Source organism: Caballeronia cordobensis, assembly GCF_001544575.2.
Taxonomy (GTDB): domain Bacteria; phylum Pseudomonadota; class Gammaproteobacteria; order Burkholderiales; family Burkholderiaceae; genus Caballeronia; species Caballeronia cordobensis.
This window is the reverse complement of the sequence record NZ_FCNY02000013.1, coordinates 192,755-210,373: the sequence shown is the minus strand read 5'-3', so window position 1 is coordinate 210,373 and position 17,619 is coordinate 192,755. Positions and strand designations below refer to the sequence as shown.

The window sequence follows — 17,619 nt, the reverse complement described above, 5'->3', positions numbered from 1 at the left end:
ATCATGGCGGATCGTCCGCCGCGTCCGCCGAAGAACATGCCGCCGCCGTCGGGCGATACGCCTTCGGGTGGCAGCAGCGGTACCGAGGTCAAGCCGGGCAACGCGCCGGCAACGGCCTGAGTTTTCCGCGTTCGTTCATGGGCCGGTGTGCATTGCACGCCGGCCCATTTTCCATTCAGGGCCCGGTTTTAATGAGATGCTGAACGGCACGTAGCGCACGGCGCTCGCTATGCCAGACGATCTCCCCGTCCAGCCCATTCCTTCATTCGTTCGACTCGCTTGACCACTTCGACCTCATCCCCGTTTTCAGCAGCACCGCTTCAGTGCGGCCGCTTCACGCTGACCTTCGAACGCCCGCTCGTCATGGGCATCCTCAACGTCACGCCGGATTCCTTTTCGGATGGCGGCCGGTTCATCGCTCGCGATGCCGCGCTTGCGCGCGCCGAGCAGATGCTCGCCGACGGCGCCGACATGATCGATATCGGCGGCGAGTCCACGCGTCCCGGCGCGCCGCCTGTCCCGCTGGACGAGGAGTTGGAGCGCGTCGTGCCGATCGTCGAGGCGTTGCGTGACGTCCGTGCGCCGCTTTCCGTCGATACGTACAAGCCGGCGGTCATGCGCGCCGTGCTCGACGCCGGCGCGGACATGATCAACGACATCTGGGGCTTTCGCCGGGAAGGCGCGCTCGACGTCGTCAAGAACAGCAACTGCGGCCTCTGCGTGATGCACATGCTCGGCGAGCCGCAGACGATGCAACTGCACGAGCCGATGTACGAAGATGTCGTCGCCGAGATCCGTGCGTTCTTCGCTGAACGCGTGACCACGCTGACGCAGGGCGGCGTGAGCGCGGCGCGCATCAGTCTCGATCCGGGCTATGGTTTCGGCAAGACCGTCGAGCACAATTACCAGTTGCTCGCGCATCTCGCCGCGACCCAGCCGGCCGGAGCAGCCTTCCCGCTGCTCGCGGGCATGTCGCGCAAATCGATGCTCGGCGCCGTCACCGGACGCGGCGCGGGCGAGCGGCTCGCGGCGAGCGTCGCCGCCGCGGTCTGCGCGGCGGAGCGGGGCGCGGCGATCATCCGCGTGCACGACGTCGCCGAAACCGTCGATGCGCTGAAGGTCTGGCAAGCAACAAAAGAAGCCGCCGCGAATGGGCATCATTGAGCCTTGGCGCCATTGGAGAGGTCTTCCGGCGCAGGCCGCGCGCGCCAATATAACTATCATCAACACTATGTCGCGGATCGATAACCGCAGCCATATGTCCCGCGAGGAGGGCAAGCAATAATGGCACGTCAATATTTTGGAACGGACGGCATCCGTGGGCGCGTCGGCGTCGCGCCGATCACGCCGGATTTCGTACTTCGGCTCGGCTACGCCGCGGGCAAGGTGCTCGCGGGCGCGGATCGCGCGCTGCAGAAAAAGGGCAATCGGCCGACGGTGCTGATCGGCAAGGACACGCGCGTGTCCGGCTACATGCTGGAAGCGGCGCTGGAGTCGGGCTTTTCGGCGGCGGGCGTCGACGTGATGCTGGCCGGCCCGATGCCGACGCCGGGCGTCGCCTACCTCACGCGCGCGCTGCGGCTGTCGGCGGGCGTGGTGATCAGCGCGTCGCACAATCCCTACAACGACAACGGCATCAAATTCTTCTCCGCCGACGGCAACAAGCTGCCCGACGAAGTCGAGCTTGAAATCGAGCGCCAGCTCGAACTGCCGATGGAGTGCGCGCCTTCCGAGCAACTCGGCAAGGCGCGGCGCCTCGACGATGCGGGCGGCCGTTACATCGAGTTCTGCAAGAGCACGTTTCCCGCGAATTTCGACTTGCGCGGCCTGAAGCTCGTGGTGGACTGCGCGCACGGCGCCGCCTATGACGTCGCGCCGCACGTCTTTCACGAACTGGGCGCGGAAGTGGTGTCGATCGGCGTCTCGCCGAACGGCTTCAATATCAACGACGGCGTCGGCGCGACCGCGCCCGATGCGCTCGTGCGCGCCGTGGTGGAGCACAAGGCCGACATCGGCATCGCGCTGGACGGCGACGCCGATCGTCTGCAGATCGTCGATTCGACGGGCCGGTTGTATAACGGCGACGAGTTGCTGTACGTGCTGGTGAAGGATCGCATCGCGACCGACGGCAAGGTGGACGGCGCGGTCGGCACGCTGATGACCAACATGGCCGTGGAAGTGGCGCTGAAAGAGGTCGGCGTGCAGTTCGTGCGCGCGGCCGTCGGCGACCGCTACGTGCTCGAGAAACTGCGCGAGAACGGCTGGCAACTGGGCGCGGAAGGCTCCGGCCACATTCTGTCGCTCGACCGTCATTCGACCGGCGACGGCATCGTCTCGGCGCTTCTGGTGCTCGCGGCGATCCAGCGCAGCGGCAAATCGCTCGATCAACTGCTCGACGGTGTGAGCCTTTTCCCGCAGAAGCTGATCAACGTGCGCATGAATGCAGGCGCGGACTGGAAAGCCAGCGACGCGATTCGCCGCGCGGTCGAGCAAGCCGAGCGTTCCCTCCAATCGCACGGCCGGGTCTTGATTCGCGCGTCGGGAACTGAGCCGGTTCTGCGCGTGATGGTAGAAGCGTCGGCGCAAAAGGATGCGGTTCAGTACGCGGAAACGATTGCGCAGGTCGTAAAAGAAGCGACTTCGTAGGCGTTTACTGAATTTCTCGTCACTTCGCTAAAAGCGGGCTTCGGCCCGCTTTTTTATTTGCGTCGGGCGCTTGACAAAGCCGCTGTGATCAAACTTTCGGCGCGTAAGAAAACTGACATGTTTGCTTCACGATTAGTCATATTACTGTCACAGACTCCTCCTATATTTCGCGGTGTCGTCTCACACGCTCACAACCCTGGAGGTTAAGAATGAAATTGATGCAAACCGCGCTGGCCGGCCTGATTGGCGCCGTGTTCGCCATCTCCGCGCAAGCAGCCGACATCACCGGCGCGGGTAGTACCTTCGCAGCCCCGATCTACACCAAGTGGGCAGACGCCTACCAGAAAAACGGCGGCGGCAAGGTCAACTACCAAGGCATCGGCTCGTCGGGCGGTATCAAGCAGATCATCGCGAAGACCGTGGATTTCGCGGGCTCCGACGCTCCGCTGAAAGACGACGAACTCGCGAAGGACGGCCTGTTCCAGTTCCCGACGGTGGTCGGCGGCGTGGTGCCGGTGATCAACGTGCCGGGCGTGAAGGCGGGTGAAGTGACGCTGTCGGGCCAGGTGCTCGGCGACATCTACCTCGGCAAGATCAAGAAGTGGAACGACCCGGCGATCGCCGCGCTGAACCCGAAGGTCAAGCTGCCGGATACGGACATTGCCGTGGTGCGCCGCGCCGACGGTTCGGGCACGAGCTTCATCTGGACGAACTATCTGTCGAAGGTCAACACGGAGTGGAAGTCGAAGGTCGGCGAAGGCTCGACCGTCAACTGGCCGACGGGCACGGGCGGCAAGGGCAACGACGGCGTCGCGGCCTTCGTGCAGCGTCTGCCGGGCGCGATCGGCTACGTGGAGTGGGCGTACGCGAAGCAGAACAAGATGACCTACGTCGGCCTGAAGAACGCGGCCGGCACCGTCGTCGAGCCGAAGACCGACACGTTCAAGGCCGCTGCCGCGGGCGCGGACTGGTCGAAGTCGTTCTATCAGATCCTGACGAACGAGCCGGGCCAGAACGCATGGCCGATCGTCGGCGCGACCTTCGTCCTGCTGCACGCGACGCAAGAGAAGCCGCAGCAAGGTTCGGAAACGCTCAAGTTCTTCGACTGGGCGTTCAAGAACGGCAATCAGGCTGCGAACGATCTGGACTACATCTCGCTGCCGGATTCGGTCGTTGCCGAAATCAAGACGCAATGGAAGGCGAAGGTGAAGGACGCTTCGGGCAAGTCGGTCGCGGAATAAGCGCGGCAAGCAGTCGTTTCAAACTGTCCTAAGCTATCGATTCGAGGGACAGCAAAGCAGAGAAAGCAAGCCGCGCGGCGAGCCCAAGGTTCGCCGCGCGGTCTGACACGTAGCGAAACCAAGGCTCCCATGTCGGACATCAATCTTTCGTCGGCGGTGCCGGCGGCGCATACACAGCGCGCGCCGAGCCGTATCGGCGACATCGTTTTCGGCGGCGTGACGCGGCTTGCGGCCGTCATCACGCTGCTTCTGCTTGGCGGCATCATCGTTTCGCTGCTCATCGCGTCGCTGCCGACCATCCACAAATTCGGGCTTTCGTTTCTCTGGCGCGCGGAGTGGGATCCACCCAGCGAGAGCTTCGGCGCGCTGGTGCCGATCTACGGCACGATCGCGACCTCGATCATCGCGCTTATCATCGCCGTGCCGGTGAGCTTCGGCATCGCGCTGTTTCTGACGGAACTCTCGCCCGCGTGGCTGCGCCGTCCGCTCGGCGTCGCGATCGAACTGCTCGCGGCGATTCCGTCGATCGTGTACGGCATGTGGGGCCTGCTCGTGTTCGCGCCGATCTTCGCGGAATACTTCGAGAAGCCGCTCGGCCATTTGCTCGGCGACGTGCCCGTCATCGGCATGTTCTTTCAGGGCGCGCCGATCGGCATCGGCATTCTGTGCGCGGGCGTGATTCTCGCGATCATGATCATCCCGTATATCGCCTCCGTGATGCGCGACGTGTTCGAAGTCACGCCCGTGCTGCTGAAGGAATCGGCGTACGGCATCGGCTGCACGACGTGGGAAGTGATGTGGAAGATCGTGCTGCCCTATACGCGCGCCGGCGTGATCGGCGGCGTCATGCTCGGCCTCGGCCGCGCGCTCGGCGAAACGATGGCCGTCACGTTCGTCATCGGCAACACGAATCTGCTCGACAACGTCTCGCTGTTCTCGCCCGGCAACAGCATCACCTCCGCGCTCGCGAACGAATTCGCGGAAGCGAGCCCGGGCCTGCATACGTCCGCGCTGATGGAACTCGGTCTCATTCTGTTCGTGATCACGTTCTTCGTGCTCGCGATTTCGAAGATCATGCTGATTCGCATGGAACGCGGGGAGGGCCGTAAATAATGAGCCGTCCCGCTACCTTCAATCAGGACCCGAAGCGCCTGCAGGCCACGCGCCAGAAGCTGCAAAGCCGCCGCCGCGGCACCAATGCGGTCGCGCTGACGCTGTCGCTCGCCGCCATGGCCTTCGGTCTCATTTGGCTCGTGTGGATTCTCTTCACGACGCTCAAGCTCGGCATCGGCGGTTTGTCGGTCGATCTGTTCACGCAATCGACGCCGCCGCCGAACACCGATGGCGGCGGTCTCGCCAACGCGATCGTCGGCTCGCTGATGCTCGTCGTGCTCGCCACCTTCGTCGGCACGCCGCTCGGCATTCTCGCGGGCGTCTATCTCGCCGAATACGGCCAGAAGCGCTGGCTCGCGAACGTCACGCGCTTCATCAACGACATTCTGCTGTCGGCGCCTTCGATCGTCGTCGGTCTGTTCGTGTATGCGCTCGTCGTCGCGAAGATGGGCCGCTTTTCCGGCTGGGCGGGCGTGATTGCGCTGGCGCTGCTGCAGATTCCGATCGTGATCCGCACGACCGAGAACATGCTGAAGCTCGTGCCGAACGCGCTGCGCGAGGCCGCGTTCGCGCTCGGCACGCCGAAGTGGAAGATGGTGATGTCGATCACGCTGAAGGCGTCGATCGGCGGCATCGTGACGGGCGTGCTGCTGGCGGTGGCGCGCATCGCCGGCGAAACCGCGCCGCTCCTGTTCACGGCGCTGTCGAATCAGTTTTTCTCGTGGGACATGAATCAGCCGGTGGCCAACCTGCCGGTGACGATCTACAAGTTCGCGATGAGTCCGTTCCCGCAGTGGCAATCGCTCGCGTGGGCCGGTGTGTTCCTGATTACGCTCGGTGTGCTGGGTCTGAATATCCTGGCGCGCGCGATCTTCTCGAAGAAATAAGGGTGGAGTGATTCCATGAATATGGTCGAAAGCGGTGTCAACCACCAGGAAAAGCAGATCGAACGCGGTCCGGTTCCCGGCAGCGTGCGCCCCACGCACGCCTCGCAGCCGGCGGATTCGATCAGGCCGAAGATCGAGGTGAAGAACCTCAACTTCTTCTACAACAAGTATCACGCGCTGAAGAACATCAACCTGCGCATTCCCGAGAAGAAGGTCACGGCTTTCATCGGGCCGTCGGGTTGCGGCAAATCCACGCTTTTGCGCACCTTCAACAAGATGTACGCGCTCTATCCGGAGCAGCGCGCGGAAGGCGAGATCCTGATGGACGGCGCGAACCTGCTCGACACGACGCGCGACATTTCGCTGCTGCGCGCGCGTGTCGGCATGGTGTTCCAGAAGCCGACGCCGTTTCCGATGTCGATCTACGACAACATCGCGTTCGGCGTGAAGATGTTCGAGCAGCTTTCGCGCTCGGAAATGGACGATCGCGTCGAATGGGCGCTCACGAAAGCCGCACTCTGGACCGAAGTGAAGGACAAGCTGCAGCAGAGCGGCTACGGTCTGTCGGGCGGTCAGCAGCAGCGTTTGTGCATTGCGCGCGGTATCGCGATCCGTCCGGAAGTGCTGTTGCTCGACGAGCCGTGCTCGGCGCTCGATCCGATCTCGACGGGCCGCATCGAAGAGCTGATCGCCGAATTGAAGAGCGATTACACGGTCGTGATCGTCACGCACAACATGCAGCAGGCGGCGCGTTGTTCGGACTACACTGCCTATATGTACCTGGGTGAATTGATCGAGTTCGGCGACACCGAAAAGATCTTCATCAAGCCGGCCCGCAAGGAGACGGAAGACTACATCACGGGCCGCTTCGGCTGATCGCCGGACGGGTGAAACGGAAAGGCTTTAAGGAGCAAATATGTCCGATAAACATCTTTCGAGCCAGTTCGACGCCGACCTCAACGCGGTGTCGTCGAAAGTGCTGGAAATGGGCGGTCTCGTCGAGTCGCAGATCATCGCGGCGATGCAGGCGTTGAACGAGTTCGACATCGGCATCGCCGATCAGGTGATCGCGGCCGAAGTGCGTCTGAACACGATGGAAGTCGAGATCGACGAAGAGTGCAGCAACATCATCGCGCGCCGTCAGCCGGCTGCGCGCGACCTGCGCCTGTTGATGGCGATCTCGAAGACGATCACGAATCTGGAGCGCGCCGGCGACGAAGCCGAGAAGATCGCCAAGCGCGTGAAACGCATCAACGAAGACGGCGCGGGCCGCACGGTGAACATCGCGGAAATCAAGCTCTCGGGCGAGATGGCGGTGTCGATCCTGCGCCGCGCGCTCGATGCGTTCGCGCGTCTGGACACGGTGGCGGCAGCGCAGATCGTGCGCGACGACAAGGCTATCGACGATGAATTCCGCGCCTTCGTGCGCAAGCTCGTGACGTACATGATGGAAGATCCGCGCACCATTTCGGCGGGCCTCGACTATCTGTTCATCGCGAAGGCGGTGGAGCGCATCGGCGATCACGCGAAGAACATCGCCGAGTTCATCATCTACATCGTGAAGGGCACGGACGTGCGTCACATCTCGCGCGATCAGCTCGAACGCGAGGCGTTGAGCTGATTCGTTGCCGAGCAATCGTTTTAACTCAAGGAAAAGGTCAAGAGGTGCCGATGCCCAGCAGTATCCTCGTCGTCGAAGACGAACCCGCGATCTCCGAATTGATTTCGGTGAATCTTCAGCATGCGGGACATTGCCCGATTCGCGCCTATAACGCGGAACAGGCGCAAAACCTGATCAGCGACGTGCTGCCCGATCTCGTCCTGCTCGACTGGATGTTGCCGGGCAAGTCGGGCATCGCGTTCGCGCGCGAGCTGCGCAACAACGAGCGCACGAAGCATATTCCGATCATCATGCTGACGGCGCGCGGCGACGAGCAGGACAAGGTGCTCGGCCTCGAGATCGGCGCGGACGATTACGTGACGAAGCCGTTCTCGCCGAAGGAACTGATGGCGCGCATCAAGGCGGTTCTGCGCCGGCGCGCGCCGCAGCTCACCGAAGACGTGGTCGCGATCAACGGCTTGCGGCTCGATCCGGCGACGCACCGTGTGGCAGCGAGTCATTCGGGCAACGATATCAAGCTCGATCTCGGCCCGACCGAATTCCGTCTGCTGCATTTCTTCATGACGCATCCGGAGCGCGTGCATAGCCGCACGCAATTGCTGGATCAGGTGTGGGGCGATCACGTGTTCGTCGAAGAGCGTACGGTCGATGTGCATATCAAGCGTCTGCGCGCCGCGCTCAAGCCCGCGGGCTGCGATGCTATGATCGAAACGGTGCGCGGCAGCGGTTACCGGCTTGCCAAAAGCGCCTGAGTTCCGCTTCGACTTGCCGCATCAACGTCATCTAGACACACCGACAACATGAACATCATCTGGACGCGTGCCATCGTGTCCCTCGCGCTGCTCGCCGCGTTAAGCGCGGCGATCGGTGCATTCGCGGGCGTGCGCGTGGCGCTCGCCTTTGCGGTGCTCATGCTCGTCGTGCAGGGCTTTTTCGTTACCTATCACATGCAGCGCCTGTGGCGTCTGCTCGAAGCGCCGGTCTATGGCGAGGTGCCGAGTGCGCTCGGCATCTGGGGCGAAATCTATTACCGTCTGCACAAGCTCGCGAAGCGCTGGCACGCGCAAGTGCGTCAGGTCGAGCAACAGCATGCGCGCTTCATTCAGGCGATCCAGGCCTCGCCGAACGGTGTGGCGATGCTCGACGATCACGATCAGATCGAGTGGTGCAACGCGATCGCCGAGGAGCACTTCGGGCTCGATGCCAAGCGCGACTTGCGCCAGCACATCACGCATCTCGTGCGCAATCCGGACTTCGTGCGTTATCTGAACGCGCATCATTACGAAGAGATGCTCGTGATGCGCGGCATGGGCGTGCATCGCAAGTACACGGTATCGGTGCAGGTGTTTCCGTATGGCGAGAACCGCAAGCTGCTGCTCACGCAGGACATCACCGAACTGGAGCGCACGGACTCGATGCGCCGCGATTTCGTCGCCAATGTTTCGCATGAGTTGAAGACGCCGCTCACGGTCTTGTCCGGCTTTCTCGAAACGATGCGCGAGTTGCCGCTCGACGAAGCGGACCGCATGCGTTATCTCGACATGATGGAGCAGCAGGCGTCGCGCATGCAGAACATCGTGCGGGACTTGCTCGTGCTCGCGAATCTCGAAGGCGATATGCGTCCGCCGGGCGATGAGTTGCTCGACATGCGCGCGGTGATGCGGCATCTGGAAGACGATGCCAATAACCTGTCGAACGGGCGGCATCGGATTTCGTTTCAAAGCGATGATGCGTTGACCGTCGCCGGGGCCGAGACTGAAGTGATGAGTGCGCTTGGCAATCTCGTGACTAACGCGGTGCGGTATACGCCGGATGGCGGGGCCATCGAGGTTTCGTGGCAGCGCATGAAGGATCGTGCGGTTTTTGCCGTGCGGGATAGCGGGCTTGGGATTCCTGCGGAGCATATTCCGCGGTTGACGGAGCGGTTCTATCGCGTGGATCGGAGCCGGTCGCGGGATACCGGGGGGACTGGGTTGGGGCTGGCTATCGTCAAGCATGTGTTGCAGCGGCATAATGCCGAGCTTGATGTTAAGAGTGAAGTTGGAAGGGGGAGTACGTTTGTTGTTAGATTTCCCGCTTCGCGGACGGCTTTGAGGAAGTCGTTGGCGGCTTGATTGGGTTTTTTTTGCCACCGGATCCCGTATTCGTGTCGGTCTATTAGCACTGCCCCTCCCCGGGGCGGGGGTAACTTTCTTTGCTGCTGCAAAGAAAGTCACCAAAGAAAGCAGCTTTGTCACCGCCCGCGGTCACACGCAGTTTGGCCAATTTTCTCCTCGGGGAATGGCCCTCGCCTAAAGAGTGCCCTCATAAACCCAACCGGGCTTGGATCGCACACGGTCTGACAAGCCATAACTTTGAACGCGCTGGTTCAGCACAAAATAGCTTCGGCACAGCGCTTCGCGCTGCCGTTGGGCATGCGAGGGAAACCAGCGAACACGAGTGCACTCGCGCACCCGATGAACCCATCGGCCGCGAAGCGGGCTGGAACTTGAAATGGCTGTACCCGTTGGTTAAGCGGCGCGATGCGACAGACCGTGCGCGATCCAAGCCCGGTTGGGCCTGTGAGGGCACTCTTTAGGCGAGGGCCGTTCCCCGAGGAGAAAAATGGCCAAACTGCGTGTGACCGCGGGCGGTGACAAAGCTGCTTTCTTTGGTGACTTTCTTTGCAGCAGCAAAGAAAGTTACCCCCGCCCCGGGGAGGGGCAGTGCTAATAAACCAACAAGAAAACGGGATCCGGCGATCAAACCAGAAAACTAACTTACGGGATCCCGCGATTCAAAAAAAATCAAGAACAAAACTTAGCCAACAACCCCAATTGCGCATTGCGAATAGCCTTCCCCGGCCTCCGCTTCCGATAATGCCCATCACTCTGCATAACCCACGCCGACTGATTATCCCCAAGACAAACCGACAAGCCCTCGGCAATAACCCGCCGCTTCAACCGCCGATCGCGAATCGGAAACGCCACTTCCACGCGCCGGAAGAAGTTCCGATCCATCCAGTCCGCGCTGGACAGAAACACATCTTCCTTGCCATTAGCATAAAAATAGAAGATGCGATGATGTTCGAGAAACCGCCCGACGATCGACCGAACTGTGATGTTCTCCGAAAGATCCTCGACCCCCGGCTTCAGCGAACACACGCCCCGCACGATCAGATCGATCTTCACGCCCGCATGCGACGCCTCGTAAAGCGCGGCAATCACCGTAGGCTCCAGCAGGGCATTCATCTTCGCGACGATCCGCGCTCGCCGGCCCGCGCGCGCATGCTCGGCCTCGGCGCGAATCGCGTCGATGAGCTTCGCGTGCAGCGTGAACGGCGACTGCCATAGCTGATTCAAAGGAATCTCTCCGCCGATTCCCGTCAACTGCTGAAAGACGTGATGCACGTCTTCGCACATCTCCTGATCCGAAGTCATCAAGCCGAAGTCGGTATAAAGACGCGCCGTGCGCGGATGATAGTTGCCCGTGCCCAGATGCGCATAACGCTTCAGGACGAGCTTGCCGCCCTGCGATACGCGCCGCACGATCAGCATCATCTTCGCATGGCACTTGTGGCCGACCACGCCATACACCACATGCGCGCCCACCGCTTCGAGCTGCGACGCCCAGTTGATGTTCGTCTCTTCGTCGAAGCGCGCAAGCAGTTCCACGACGACCGTCACTTCCTTGCCGTTGCGCGCGGCCTGCATGAGCGCATCCATCAACGGGGAATCGGTGCCGGTGCGGTAGATCGTCTGCTTGATCGCAACGACTTGCGGATCTTTCGCGGCCTGCAGCAGCAGTTCGAGCACCGGCTGAAAACTCTCGTACGGGTGATGCAGCAGGATATCGCCCTGATCGATCGCGTCGAAGAGATTCGACGTGTTCGCGATCGCCTTCGGCACCGAAGGAATATGCGGCACGAACTTGAGGTCCGGCCGGTCCACCATCTCGGGCAACTGCATCAGACGCACGAGATTGACCGGCCCGTTCACGCGATACACATCGCGCTCGCTCAACTGACCTTCGTCCAGCAGACGCCGCACGAGATGCGGCGGCGTTTCCGCCGACACTTCGAGCCGCACCGCATTGCCCAGATGCCGCGCGGGCAATTCGCCTTGCAGCGCGACGCGCAGATTGGTGATCTCGTCTTCATCGACGAAAAGCTCGCTGTTGCGCGTGATGCGGAACTGGTTGCAACTGCGCACGACGAGATGAGGAAACAGTTCGTTGACGAAGTGCTGCATGAACGAGCTGAGCAGCACGAAGCCATGCGGATAACCCGACAGCGCCTCGGGCATGCGCACGAGGCGCGGCAGCGCGCGCGGCGCCTGCACGATGCCCATCATCGCCTGGCGGCCGAAAGCGTCCGTGCCTTCCAGTTCGACAACGAAGTTCAGACTCTTGTTCAACACCCGCGGAAACGGATGCGCGGGATCGAGCCCGATCGGCGTGAGCACCGGCAAAAGCTCGTTGTAGAAGTAGTCGCGCGCCCACGCGGTCTGCTGCTCGGTCCAGTCTTCCGCGCCGTGAAAGTAGATGCCTTCCATTTCGAGCGCGGGCAGCACGATGTCGTGCAGCATCGAATACTGCTGGCGCACGAGGCGCTGCGCGCGCTCCGAAACCAGGTCGTAGACGTGCTGCAACGACATGCCGTCCGGCGACAGCGAGCCGGGGTTGTCGCGCATCTGTTCTTGCAGACCCGCCATACGGACTTCGAAGAATTCGTCGAGGTTGCTGCTCGTGATGCAAATGAATCGCAGGCGTTCAAGCAAGGGAACCGTCGTGTCGGCGGCTTGCGCGAGGACGCGCTCGTTGAAACCTAAAATGCCCAGTTCGCGGTTGAATAACGGATAGCGTATGGACATCGGGGGGAGGGAGGGTGTCTCGATCAGATGGGCAAGGAAGCTCTCAGATGTTCTCACAGTATCATGTGTTTTTTATGACAGAACGATTTTCACGAATTCTACTCATTATGCGGATAGCGTCGCTAGCGCGCACGCGCGATTTTCGGATAAGCCGCGTACGGCTCCGAGCGGGCGCGCGCCGCGGCGGCATAGAATAGAATTCGTGCGCTGCAACAGCGCCGCTGTGACAGTGCCTTTCCCCACTTCACGATTTCCGGATCTCCGATGGTCACACATCCCCATCTTCTTGCCGCGGTCGACCTCGGATCGAACAGCTTCCGGTTGATCGTCGGCCGGGTCGAGGAAACGCCCGCCGGCAGCCAGATCTATCAGGTCGACGCGCTGCGCGAGCCCGTGCGGCTCGGCGGCGGACTCTCGAAGGACAAGATGCTCGACCGCGCATCGCAAGTGCGCGGCTGGGATGCGCTGAAGCGCTTCGGCGAACGTCTGCGCGATTTTCATCCCGATCAGGTGCGCGCCGTCGCCACCAATACCTTGCGCGTCGCAAAAAACGCCCACGACTTTCTCGTCGAGGCGGAAAGCGCGCTCGGCTTTCCGATCGAAGTCATCGCCGGGCGCGAGGAAGCGCGCCTCATCTACGCGGGCGCCGCGCATTCGGTGCCGGCGAGCGCGGGCAAGCGGCTCGTGGTCGATATCGGCGGGGGCTCGACGGAGTTCATCATCGGCTCGCATTACACGCCGATCCACATGGAGAGCCTGTATATCGGCTGCGTGAGCCATAGCCGCCAGTTCTTCCCGGCCGGCAATGTCGACGAATACACCATGCGCCAGGCCGAGCTCGCCGCCAAGCGCGAGATTCAGATCATTTCGCGCGAATACAAGCAGACGGGCTGGGATCAGGCGATCGGTTCGTCGGGCACGGCGCGCGCGCTCGCGGAGCTGATCGAGGCGAACGGCTTCAACGATCCCGACGTCACGCACGGCATTTCGCGCGTCGGCCTGGAGCGGCTCAAGCGCGCGCTCATCAAGGCCGAGAACGTGAACCGGCTGAAGCTCGTCGCGCTCAAGCCGGATCGCGTGCCGGTGCTCGCGGGCGGCCTGTCGATCATGCTCGGCGTGTTCGAGGAACTGGGCGTTGAATACGCCGATACCACCGACGCCGCCTTGCGGCTCGGCGTGCTGTACGACCTGCTCGGGCGCTCGCAGCATCAGGACATGCGCACCGTGACGGTCGAAGGCTTCAAGCGCCGCTATGGCGTGGATGCCGCGCAGGCGGAGCGTATCGGCGAACTGGCGATCAGTTTCTACGATCAGCTCGGCGAGCCCGACGAAGACGTGCGCGAGGAAAACCGCATGTTCCTCGCGTGGGCGGCGTCGCTGCACGAGATCGGCCTGTCGATCGCGCATAGCGCCTATCACAAGCACTCCGCGTATATCGCGAGCAACGCCGACATGCCCGGCTTCTCGCGCACCGATCAGGCCCGGCTCGCGGCGCTCGTGCTCGGCCACGCGGGCAAGCTCGGCAAGATCGCGCAGGCGCGCGACATCGACTGGACGCTGCTGTTCTGTCTGCGGCTTGCGGCGCTCTTGTCGCGCCGGCGCACGGATGTCGGGCTGCCGGGCATCGAGGTGAAACGGGCGGGCGGCGGCTTCGAGGTGCATCTGCCCAACGAATGGGTGGCCAATAATCCGCTCACCGATTACAGCCTCGTGCAGGAAGCGATGGAATGGGAGAAGATCGGCCGGCCGTATCGCGTGGTGTATACGGGCGATTGAGTCGATCGATGCCGCAAGGAACAAGGCCCCGTCGAGCGGGGCCTTGTTGCGTTTTGGGGCTTTACCGCCCCTGCATGTCGCCGATGAAGTGTCGCGCGTAGCGCGCGTTGATCTCCGACAGACGGAACAGCGTGAGGAAGTCAGCGGTGTTGAAATCCGGGTCCCAGGCCGGCGCGCCGCAGATCTTCGCGCCGAGACGCAGATAACCCTTCACGAGCGGCGGCGGGCTCACGTTCGCGCCGGTGCGCAGTTCCTCGACCGGCAGCGGCGTGTGCGGGAAGGCGCGATATTCGGGCGCCGTCAGCGCATCGGCGGGAAGCGAGGTGTAGAGATTCGCGGCGTAATGCCCGCCGTCGATCATGCCGACGCTCGCGCAGCCGAGCATCGTCTCGTAGCCGTTTTGCATCATGTACGCGGCGAGGCCGCCCCACAATGACATGATCACCGCGCCGTTGCGATAGTCCGGATGCACGCATGAGCGGCCCACTTCGACGAGCTTCGGCCGCAGGTGCGTGAGGCGCGACACGTCGAACTCGCTTTCCGCGTACAGGCGGCCGATGCGCGCGGCCTGATGCGGCGGCAGCACGCGATACGTGCCGACCACCTGCAGCGTATCGAGATCGCGCACGAGCAGGTGATCGCAGTAGGCGTCGAAGGCGTCGACATCGAGACCGGCGGGACCGGACAGGCGTGCACCCATTTCTTCGGAGAACACGCGATAGCGCAGGCGCTGGGCGTCGCGCAGGGCGTCGTCGTCGCGCGCCCACGCGACTTGCAGGCGCTCGCGGCCCGTATGCGTTTCGGAAGGGCGCGGAAGGTGGCGGCGCGAATCGAGCGAGAGCGATGACGCTCCGAGTTGCAGGAAAGGCGTCGGCAAATCTTGCATTGGCGTTCCTCGACAGGACGTGGCTTCAAGTCCTCGCCAATGTAGTAATGCGCGGTGACGCTCGCATGGCATCGCAATGACGTTTCGATGAAACGACACGCGCATGACGGCGAGCTTACGCCGCCCGAATGCGGCGCGGATTGCGGCTCAGAGCAGGTCGGGATTGACCACGGCGCGCAGCACCACCTGGCCGTCGCCGCCGCGCGTGCGCCCCTGAAACCACCAGATGCCCGATTTCTTGATCGGCCATTCCGCTTCGTGGCCGGTCATCAAGAGCGCGGCGACGTGGCCGAGCGTCGGCTGGTGCCCGATCACGACGACCGTTTCCGCGATGCCGTCGGGCCAGCCCGCCGCATCGAGCACGGCTTGCGCGCCGTTGCCCGGCGCGAGCTCGTCGGCGACGCGATAGCGGTCCCCGAAGGCTTCGGCGGTCTGGATCGTGCGCGTCGCGGGGCTGGCGAGCAGCACGGCGTCGTCGCCGACGCGCGCTTTCAGCCATTTGGCGACGCCTTGCGCCTGCTTGCGCCCGCGCGGCGTGAGCTGCCGCGCGAGATCGCTCGACGCCTGGTCTTCGGCTTCGGCGTGACGCCACAGAATGAGGTTCATCGAGATCGTCTCCGGTTGATGAGAACATAACTCTGAACTCGCCATTGCGGATGCGCATCGGGCACGTTACAATCTGCGGCTCGACGGAGCGTAGCGCAGCCTGGTAGCGCATCTGATTTGGGATCAGAGGGTCGAAGGTTCGAATCCTTTCGCTCCGACCACGATACACGAAGGGGTTACAAGTTACGGCTTGTAACCCCTTTGTCTTTTCGACGACCGTCCGGGAGATTCATGCCGCGTCTCGTTTCCGCCTTACTCTGCACCGCGTTCATCACGCTCGGCCTGAGCGCATGCGCCGAGCCCGCGCACCAGAAGCGTCCGCCGCAAGATCCGCCCGACTACAAGGGCGTGCCGACGGACATGACGCCGCCATCGATGATCGCGCCGTCCACCAAGCCGCAATAACCTTCCACGAAAAAAGCGAAGCCCCGATGCGGGCACACCGGGGCTTCTGACCCGCGCCCCCGTTCGCGCGGAGATCGGGCACGGGCTGACGCCAGTCTAGGGACATCCGCCGCGCGCCTTTGTATGCGGTTGTTTCGGCACGTAACGGGATGAAAAGCGGCGAGGGGAACAGCGAAACCGCGAAGCGCTGCCTGCCGCACGTTTGGCGGCAGTTGGTTTCTGCAGAATGTGGCCGGGGCAGGTATTATCGGGCGGACTTGTTTCAAATTGTGTCTGCCATGAATCTGCTCTGGCTCTTCGCTGCTGTCGCGCCGCTCGCCGTGGCATCGCTCGTTGCGTTCGCCGCGCATATCGATCCGCTGTCGGGACACTGGCGCACGCGGCGCTCGAAAGACTCAAAGGACGACACCGCCGACGCCTGATGGCGTCACTGCTTGCAGCGGATCACCATCGAGCGGGTCTTGATGTTCGCCCCGAAAATTCCGCCGACCGAGCCGCCCGCCGTCGCACCGTTGTCCGCGTCTTTCGACACCACATCGTAGCCATATGCGCCGCATGTCTCGCCCGCCTGCTTGTAGCAGGCCGCCCAGCTCGTGCTCGCATCGGCGCCGCTGCAGTTGATCGCGAAGCCCGTCTCGCCGGAAGGCAGATAGGTCATCGTCGGGCCGCTCGCGCAGCCGGCGAGCGCGCCGCTCAGCGCCAGCGCCGCGCCGAGCGCGGCCGTGTTCATCCTCTTCGTCAAACTCATCGATTTTCCTCGTAACGTCCGCCCGGCCTTCAGCGGGGCGGCAGGTAGCGCGCCGGGTCCGTCGAGCGGCCCATGTAGCGCACCTCGAAATGCAGCATCGTGCGATTGCTGTCGGTATCGCCCATTTCGGCGATTTGCTGGCCCTGCTGCACGGTCTGGCCTTCCTTCACCAGCAGCGCGCGATTGTGGGCGTAGGCGGTCAGATACTCGTCGTCGTGTTTGACGATCAGCATGTTGCCGTAGCCGCGCAGGCCATTGCCCGCGTAGACGACATTGCCCGTTGCCGCGGCGACGACTGGCGTGCCCGCCGCATTGGCGATGTCGATGCCCTTCGAGTTCTTGCCGTCGAAGCCGCGAATGACGCTGCCCTGAGCCGGCCAGACGAGCGTGACGCCCGGCCCGGCCTTGTTCTGCGACAGCGCCTCTGCGCTCGCCTCGCTCTTCGCGCTCGCCGCGCCCGCAGCCGATGACTCCGCCGCGCTCGCGCTGCCCGCCGGCGGCGCAATGCGCAGCACCTGACCGACCTCGATGGCATCCGGATTCGTGAGCCCGTTCCAGCGTTTGATGTTGTTGACCGTCGTGCGATTCGCACGCGCGATCTTCGACACCGTATCGCCGCGCTCGACGCGATAGAACCCCGGCGCGACCGGCCCCGTTCCACATGCGGCCAACACTGCGATGAGCGATGCGCAGACGAGCCGTCTCATTCGTTTTTGCAAACCTGACCTCGCAAAGCACCGCCGCGAGCCGTGCACGGCACGGTTGCGCGGCGAATCGAAAGGCAGGATTTTACCGTCTCGGGTTTCCCCGGACAGAAAGACGCTTTGAACGGACGCCGCG

17 protein-coding genes and 1 tRNA gene are annotated in these 17,619 nt (G+C 62.9%); 13 read left to right on the top strand and 5 right to left on the bottom strand.

Annotation, left to right across the window (positions count from 1 at the left end):
- Positions 1-279 precede the first annotated feature (279 nt).
- The 9 genes from folP to phoR all read left to right on the top strand — a co-directional run bounded on the left by folP (position 280) and on the right by phoR (position 9,622).
- Positions 280-1,164: a dihydropteroate synthase gene (gene folP, locus AWB70_RS24880; protein WP_053568512.1), complete on the top strand. Its 885-nt coding sequence runs from the start codon at positions 280-282 to the stop codon at positions 1,162-1,164.
- A 120-nt stretch (positions 1,165-1,284) separates the two neighbouring features.
- On the top strand, positions 1,285-2,646 hold the full coding sequence (glmM, locus tag AWB70_RS24875) for a phosphoglucosamine mutase (RefSeq protein WP_053568511.1): 1,362 nt from the start codon (positions 1,285-1,287) through the stop codon (positions 2,644-2,646).
- Positions 2,647-2,855: 209 nt separating this feature from the next.
- Positions 2,856-3,887 (top strand): phosphate ABC transporter substrate-binding protein PstS, encoded by a 1,032-nt coding sequence (pstS, locus tag AWB70_RS24865; RefSeq protein WP_014191916.1) that lies wholly within the window; start codon positions 2,856-2,858, stop codon positions 3,885-3,887.
- A gap of 129 nt (positions 3,888-4,016) precedes the next feature.
- Positions 4,017-5,000, top strand: coding sequence for a phosphate ABC transporter permease PstC (gene pstC / locus AWB70_RS24860; protein ID WP_041730542.1), 984 nt, complete (start codon positions 4,017-4,019; stop codon positions 4,998-5,000).
- On the top strand, positions 5,000-5,887 hold the full coding sequence (gene pstA, locus AWB70_RS24855; RefSeq protein WP_014191914.1) for a phosphate ABC transporter permease PstA: 888 nt from the start codon (positions 5,000-5,002) through the stop codon (positions 5,885-5,887). The genes pstC and pstA overlap by 1 nt, the downstream gene beginning before the upstream one ends.
- A gap of 15 nt (positions 5,888-5,902) precedes the next feature.
- Positions 5,903-6,763, top strand: coding sequence for a phosphate ABC transporter ATP-binding protein PstB (gene pstB / locus AWB70_RS24850; protein ID WP_014191913.1), 861 nt, complete (start codon positions 5,903-5,905; stop codon positions 6,761-6,763).
- 40 nt (positions 6,764-6,803) lie between these two features.
- A complete protein-coding gene (gene phoU, locus AWB70_RS24845; protein ID WP_014191912.1) occupies positions 6,804-7,508 on the top strand; it encodes a phosphate signaling complex protein PhoU in 705 nt (234 codons plus the stop codon).
- 50 nt (positions 7,509-7,558) lie between these two features.
- Positions 7,559-8,260 (top strand): phosphate regulon transcriptional regulator PhoB, encoded by a 702-nt coding sequence (gene phoB, locus AWB70_RS24840; RefSeq protein ID WP_008342029.1) that lies wholly within the window; start codon positions 7,559-7,561, stop codon positions 8,258-8,260.
- A gap of 48 nt (positions 8,261-8,308) precedes the next feature.
- Entirely contained in the window at positions 8,309-9,622 is a 1,314-nt protein-coding gene (phoR, locus tag AWB70_RS24835; protein WP_014191910.1) for a phosphate regulon sensor histidine kinase PhoR, read from the top strand.
- 672 nt (positions 9,623-10,294) lie between these two features.
- On the opposite strand, the gene ppk1 is transcribed toward phoR, so the two are convergent.
- Positions 10,295-12,358, bottom strand: coding sequence for a polyphosphate kinase 1 (ppk1, locus tag AWB70_RS24830; protein ID WP_045450840.1), 2,064 nt, complete (start codon positions 12,356-12,358; stop codon positions 10,295-10,297).
- A gap of 264 nt (positions 12,359-12,622) precedes the next feature.
- Between ppk1 and ppx the strand changes: the two genes are divergently transcribed.
- A complete protein-coding gene (gene ppx, locus AWB70_RS24825; protein WP_041730539.1) occupies positions 12,623-14,134 on the top strand; it encodes an exopolyphosphatase in 1,512 nt (503 codons plus the stop codon).
- Between the two features lie 61 nt (positions 14,135-14,195).
- Here the strand turns inward: ppx and AWB70_RS24820 are convergent, their stop codons facing one another.
- Positions 14,196-15,020 carry a GNAT family N-acetyltransferase gene (locus AWB70_RS24820; RefSeq protein ID WP_014191907.1) on the bottom strand — a complete coding sequence of 275 codons (825 nt, stop codon included), beginning with the start codon at positions 15,018-15,020 and terminating at the stop codon, positions 14,196-14,198.
- A gap of 147 nt (positions 15,021-15,167) precedes the next feature.
- Positions 15,168-15,626, bottom strand: a complete 459-nt coding sequence (locus AWB70_RS24815; RefSeq protein WP_045450839.1) for a SixA phosphatase family protein — start codon at positions 15,624-15,626, stop codon at positions 15,168-15,170.
- 84 nt (positions 15,627-15,710) lie between these two features.
- Between AWB70_RS24815 and AWB70_RS24810 the strand changes: the two genes are divergently transcribed.
- The 3 genes from AWB70_RS24810 (at position 15,711) to AWB70_RS39360 (ending at position 16,453) form a co-directional block, all read left to right on the top strand.
- Positions 15,711-15,787: transfer RNA gene (locus AWB70_RS24810), tRNA-Pro, on the top strand.
- A 70-nt stretch (positions 15,788-15,857) separates the two neighbouring features.
- Positions 15,858-16,031, top strand: a complete 174-nt coding sequence (locus tag AWB70_RS38865) for a hypothetical protein (RefSeq protein WP_159680310.1) — start codon at positions 15,858-15,860, stop codon at positions 16,029-16,031.
- Positions 16,032-16,309: 278 nt separating this feature from the next.
- Positions 16,310-16,453 (top strand): DUF2147 domain-containing protein, encoded by a 144-nt coding sequence (locus AWB70_RS39360; protein WP_232355357.1) that lies wholly within the window; start codon positions 16,310-16,312, stop codon positions 16,451-16,453.
- Between the two features lie 5 nt (positions 16,454-16,458).
- Here AWB70_RS39360 and AWB70_RS24805 read toward each other — a convergent pair whose 3' ends face one another.
- Both AWB70_RS24805 and AWB70_RS24800 read right to left on the bottom strand, forming a co-directional pair.
- Positions 16,459-16,779: a hypothetical protein gene (locus AWB70_RS24805; protein WP_014191904.1), complete on the bottom strand. Its 321-nt coding sequence runs from the start codon at positions 16,777-16,779 to the stop codon at positions 16,459-16,461.
- A 29-nt stretch (positions 16,780-16,808) separates the two neighbouring features.
- On the bottom strand, positions 16,809-17,498 hold the full coding sequence (locus AWB70_RS24800; protein ID WP_082378063.1) for a peptidoglycan DD-metalloendopeptidase family protein: 690 nt from the start codon (positions 17,496-17,498) through the stop codon (positions 16,809-16,811).
- Between the last annotated feature and the right edge of the window lie 121 nt (positions 17,499-17,619).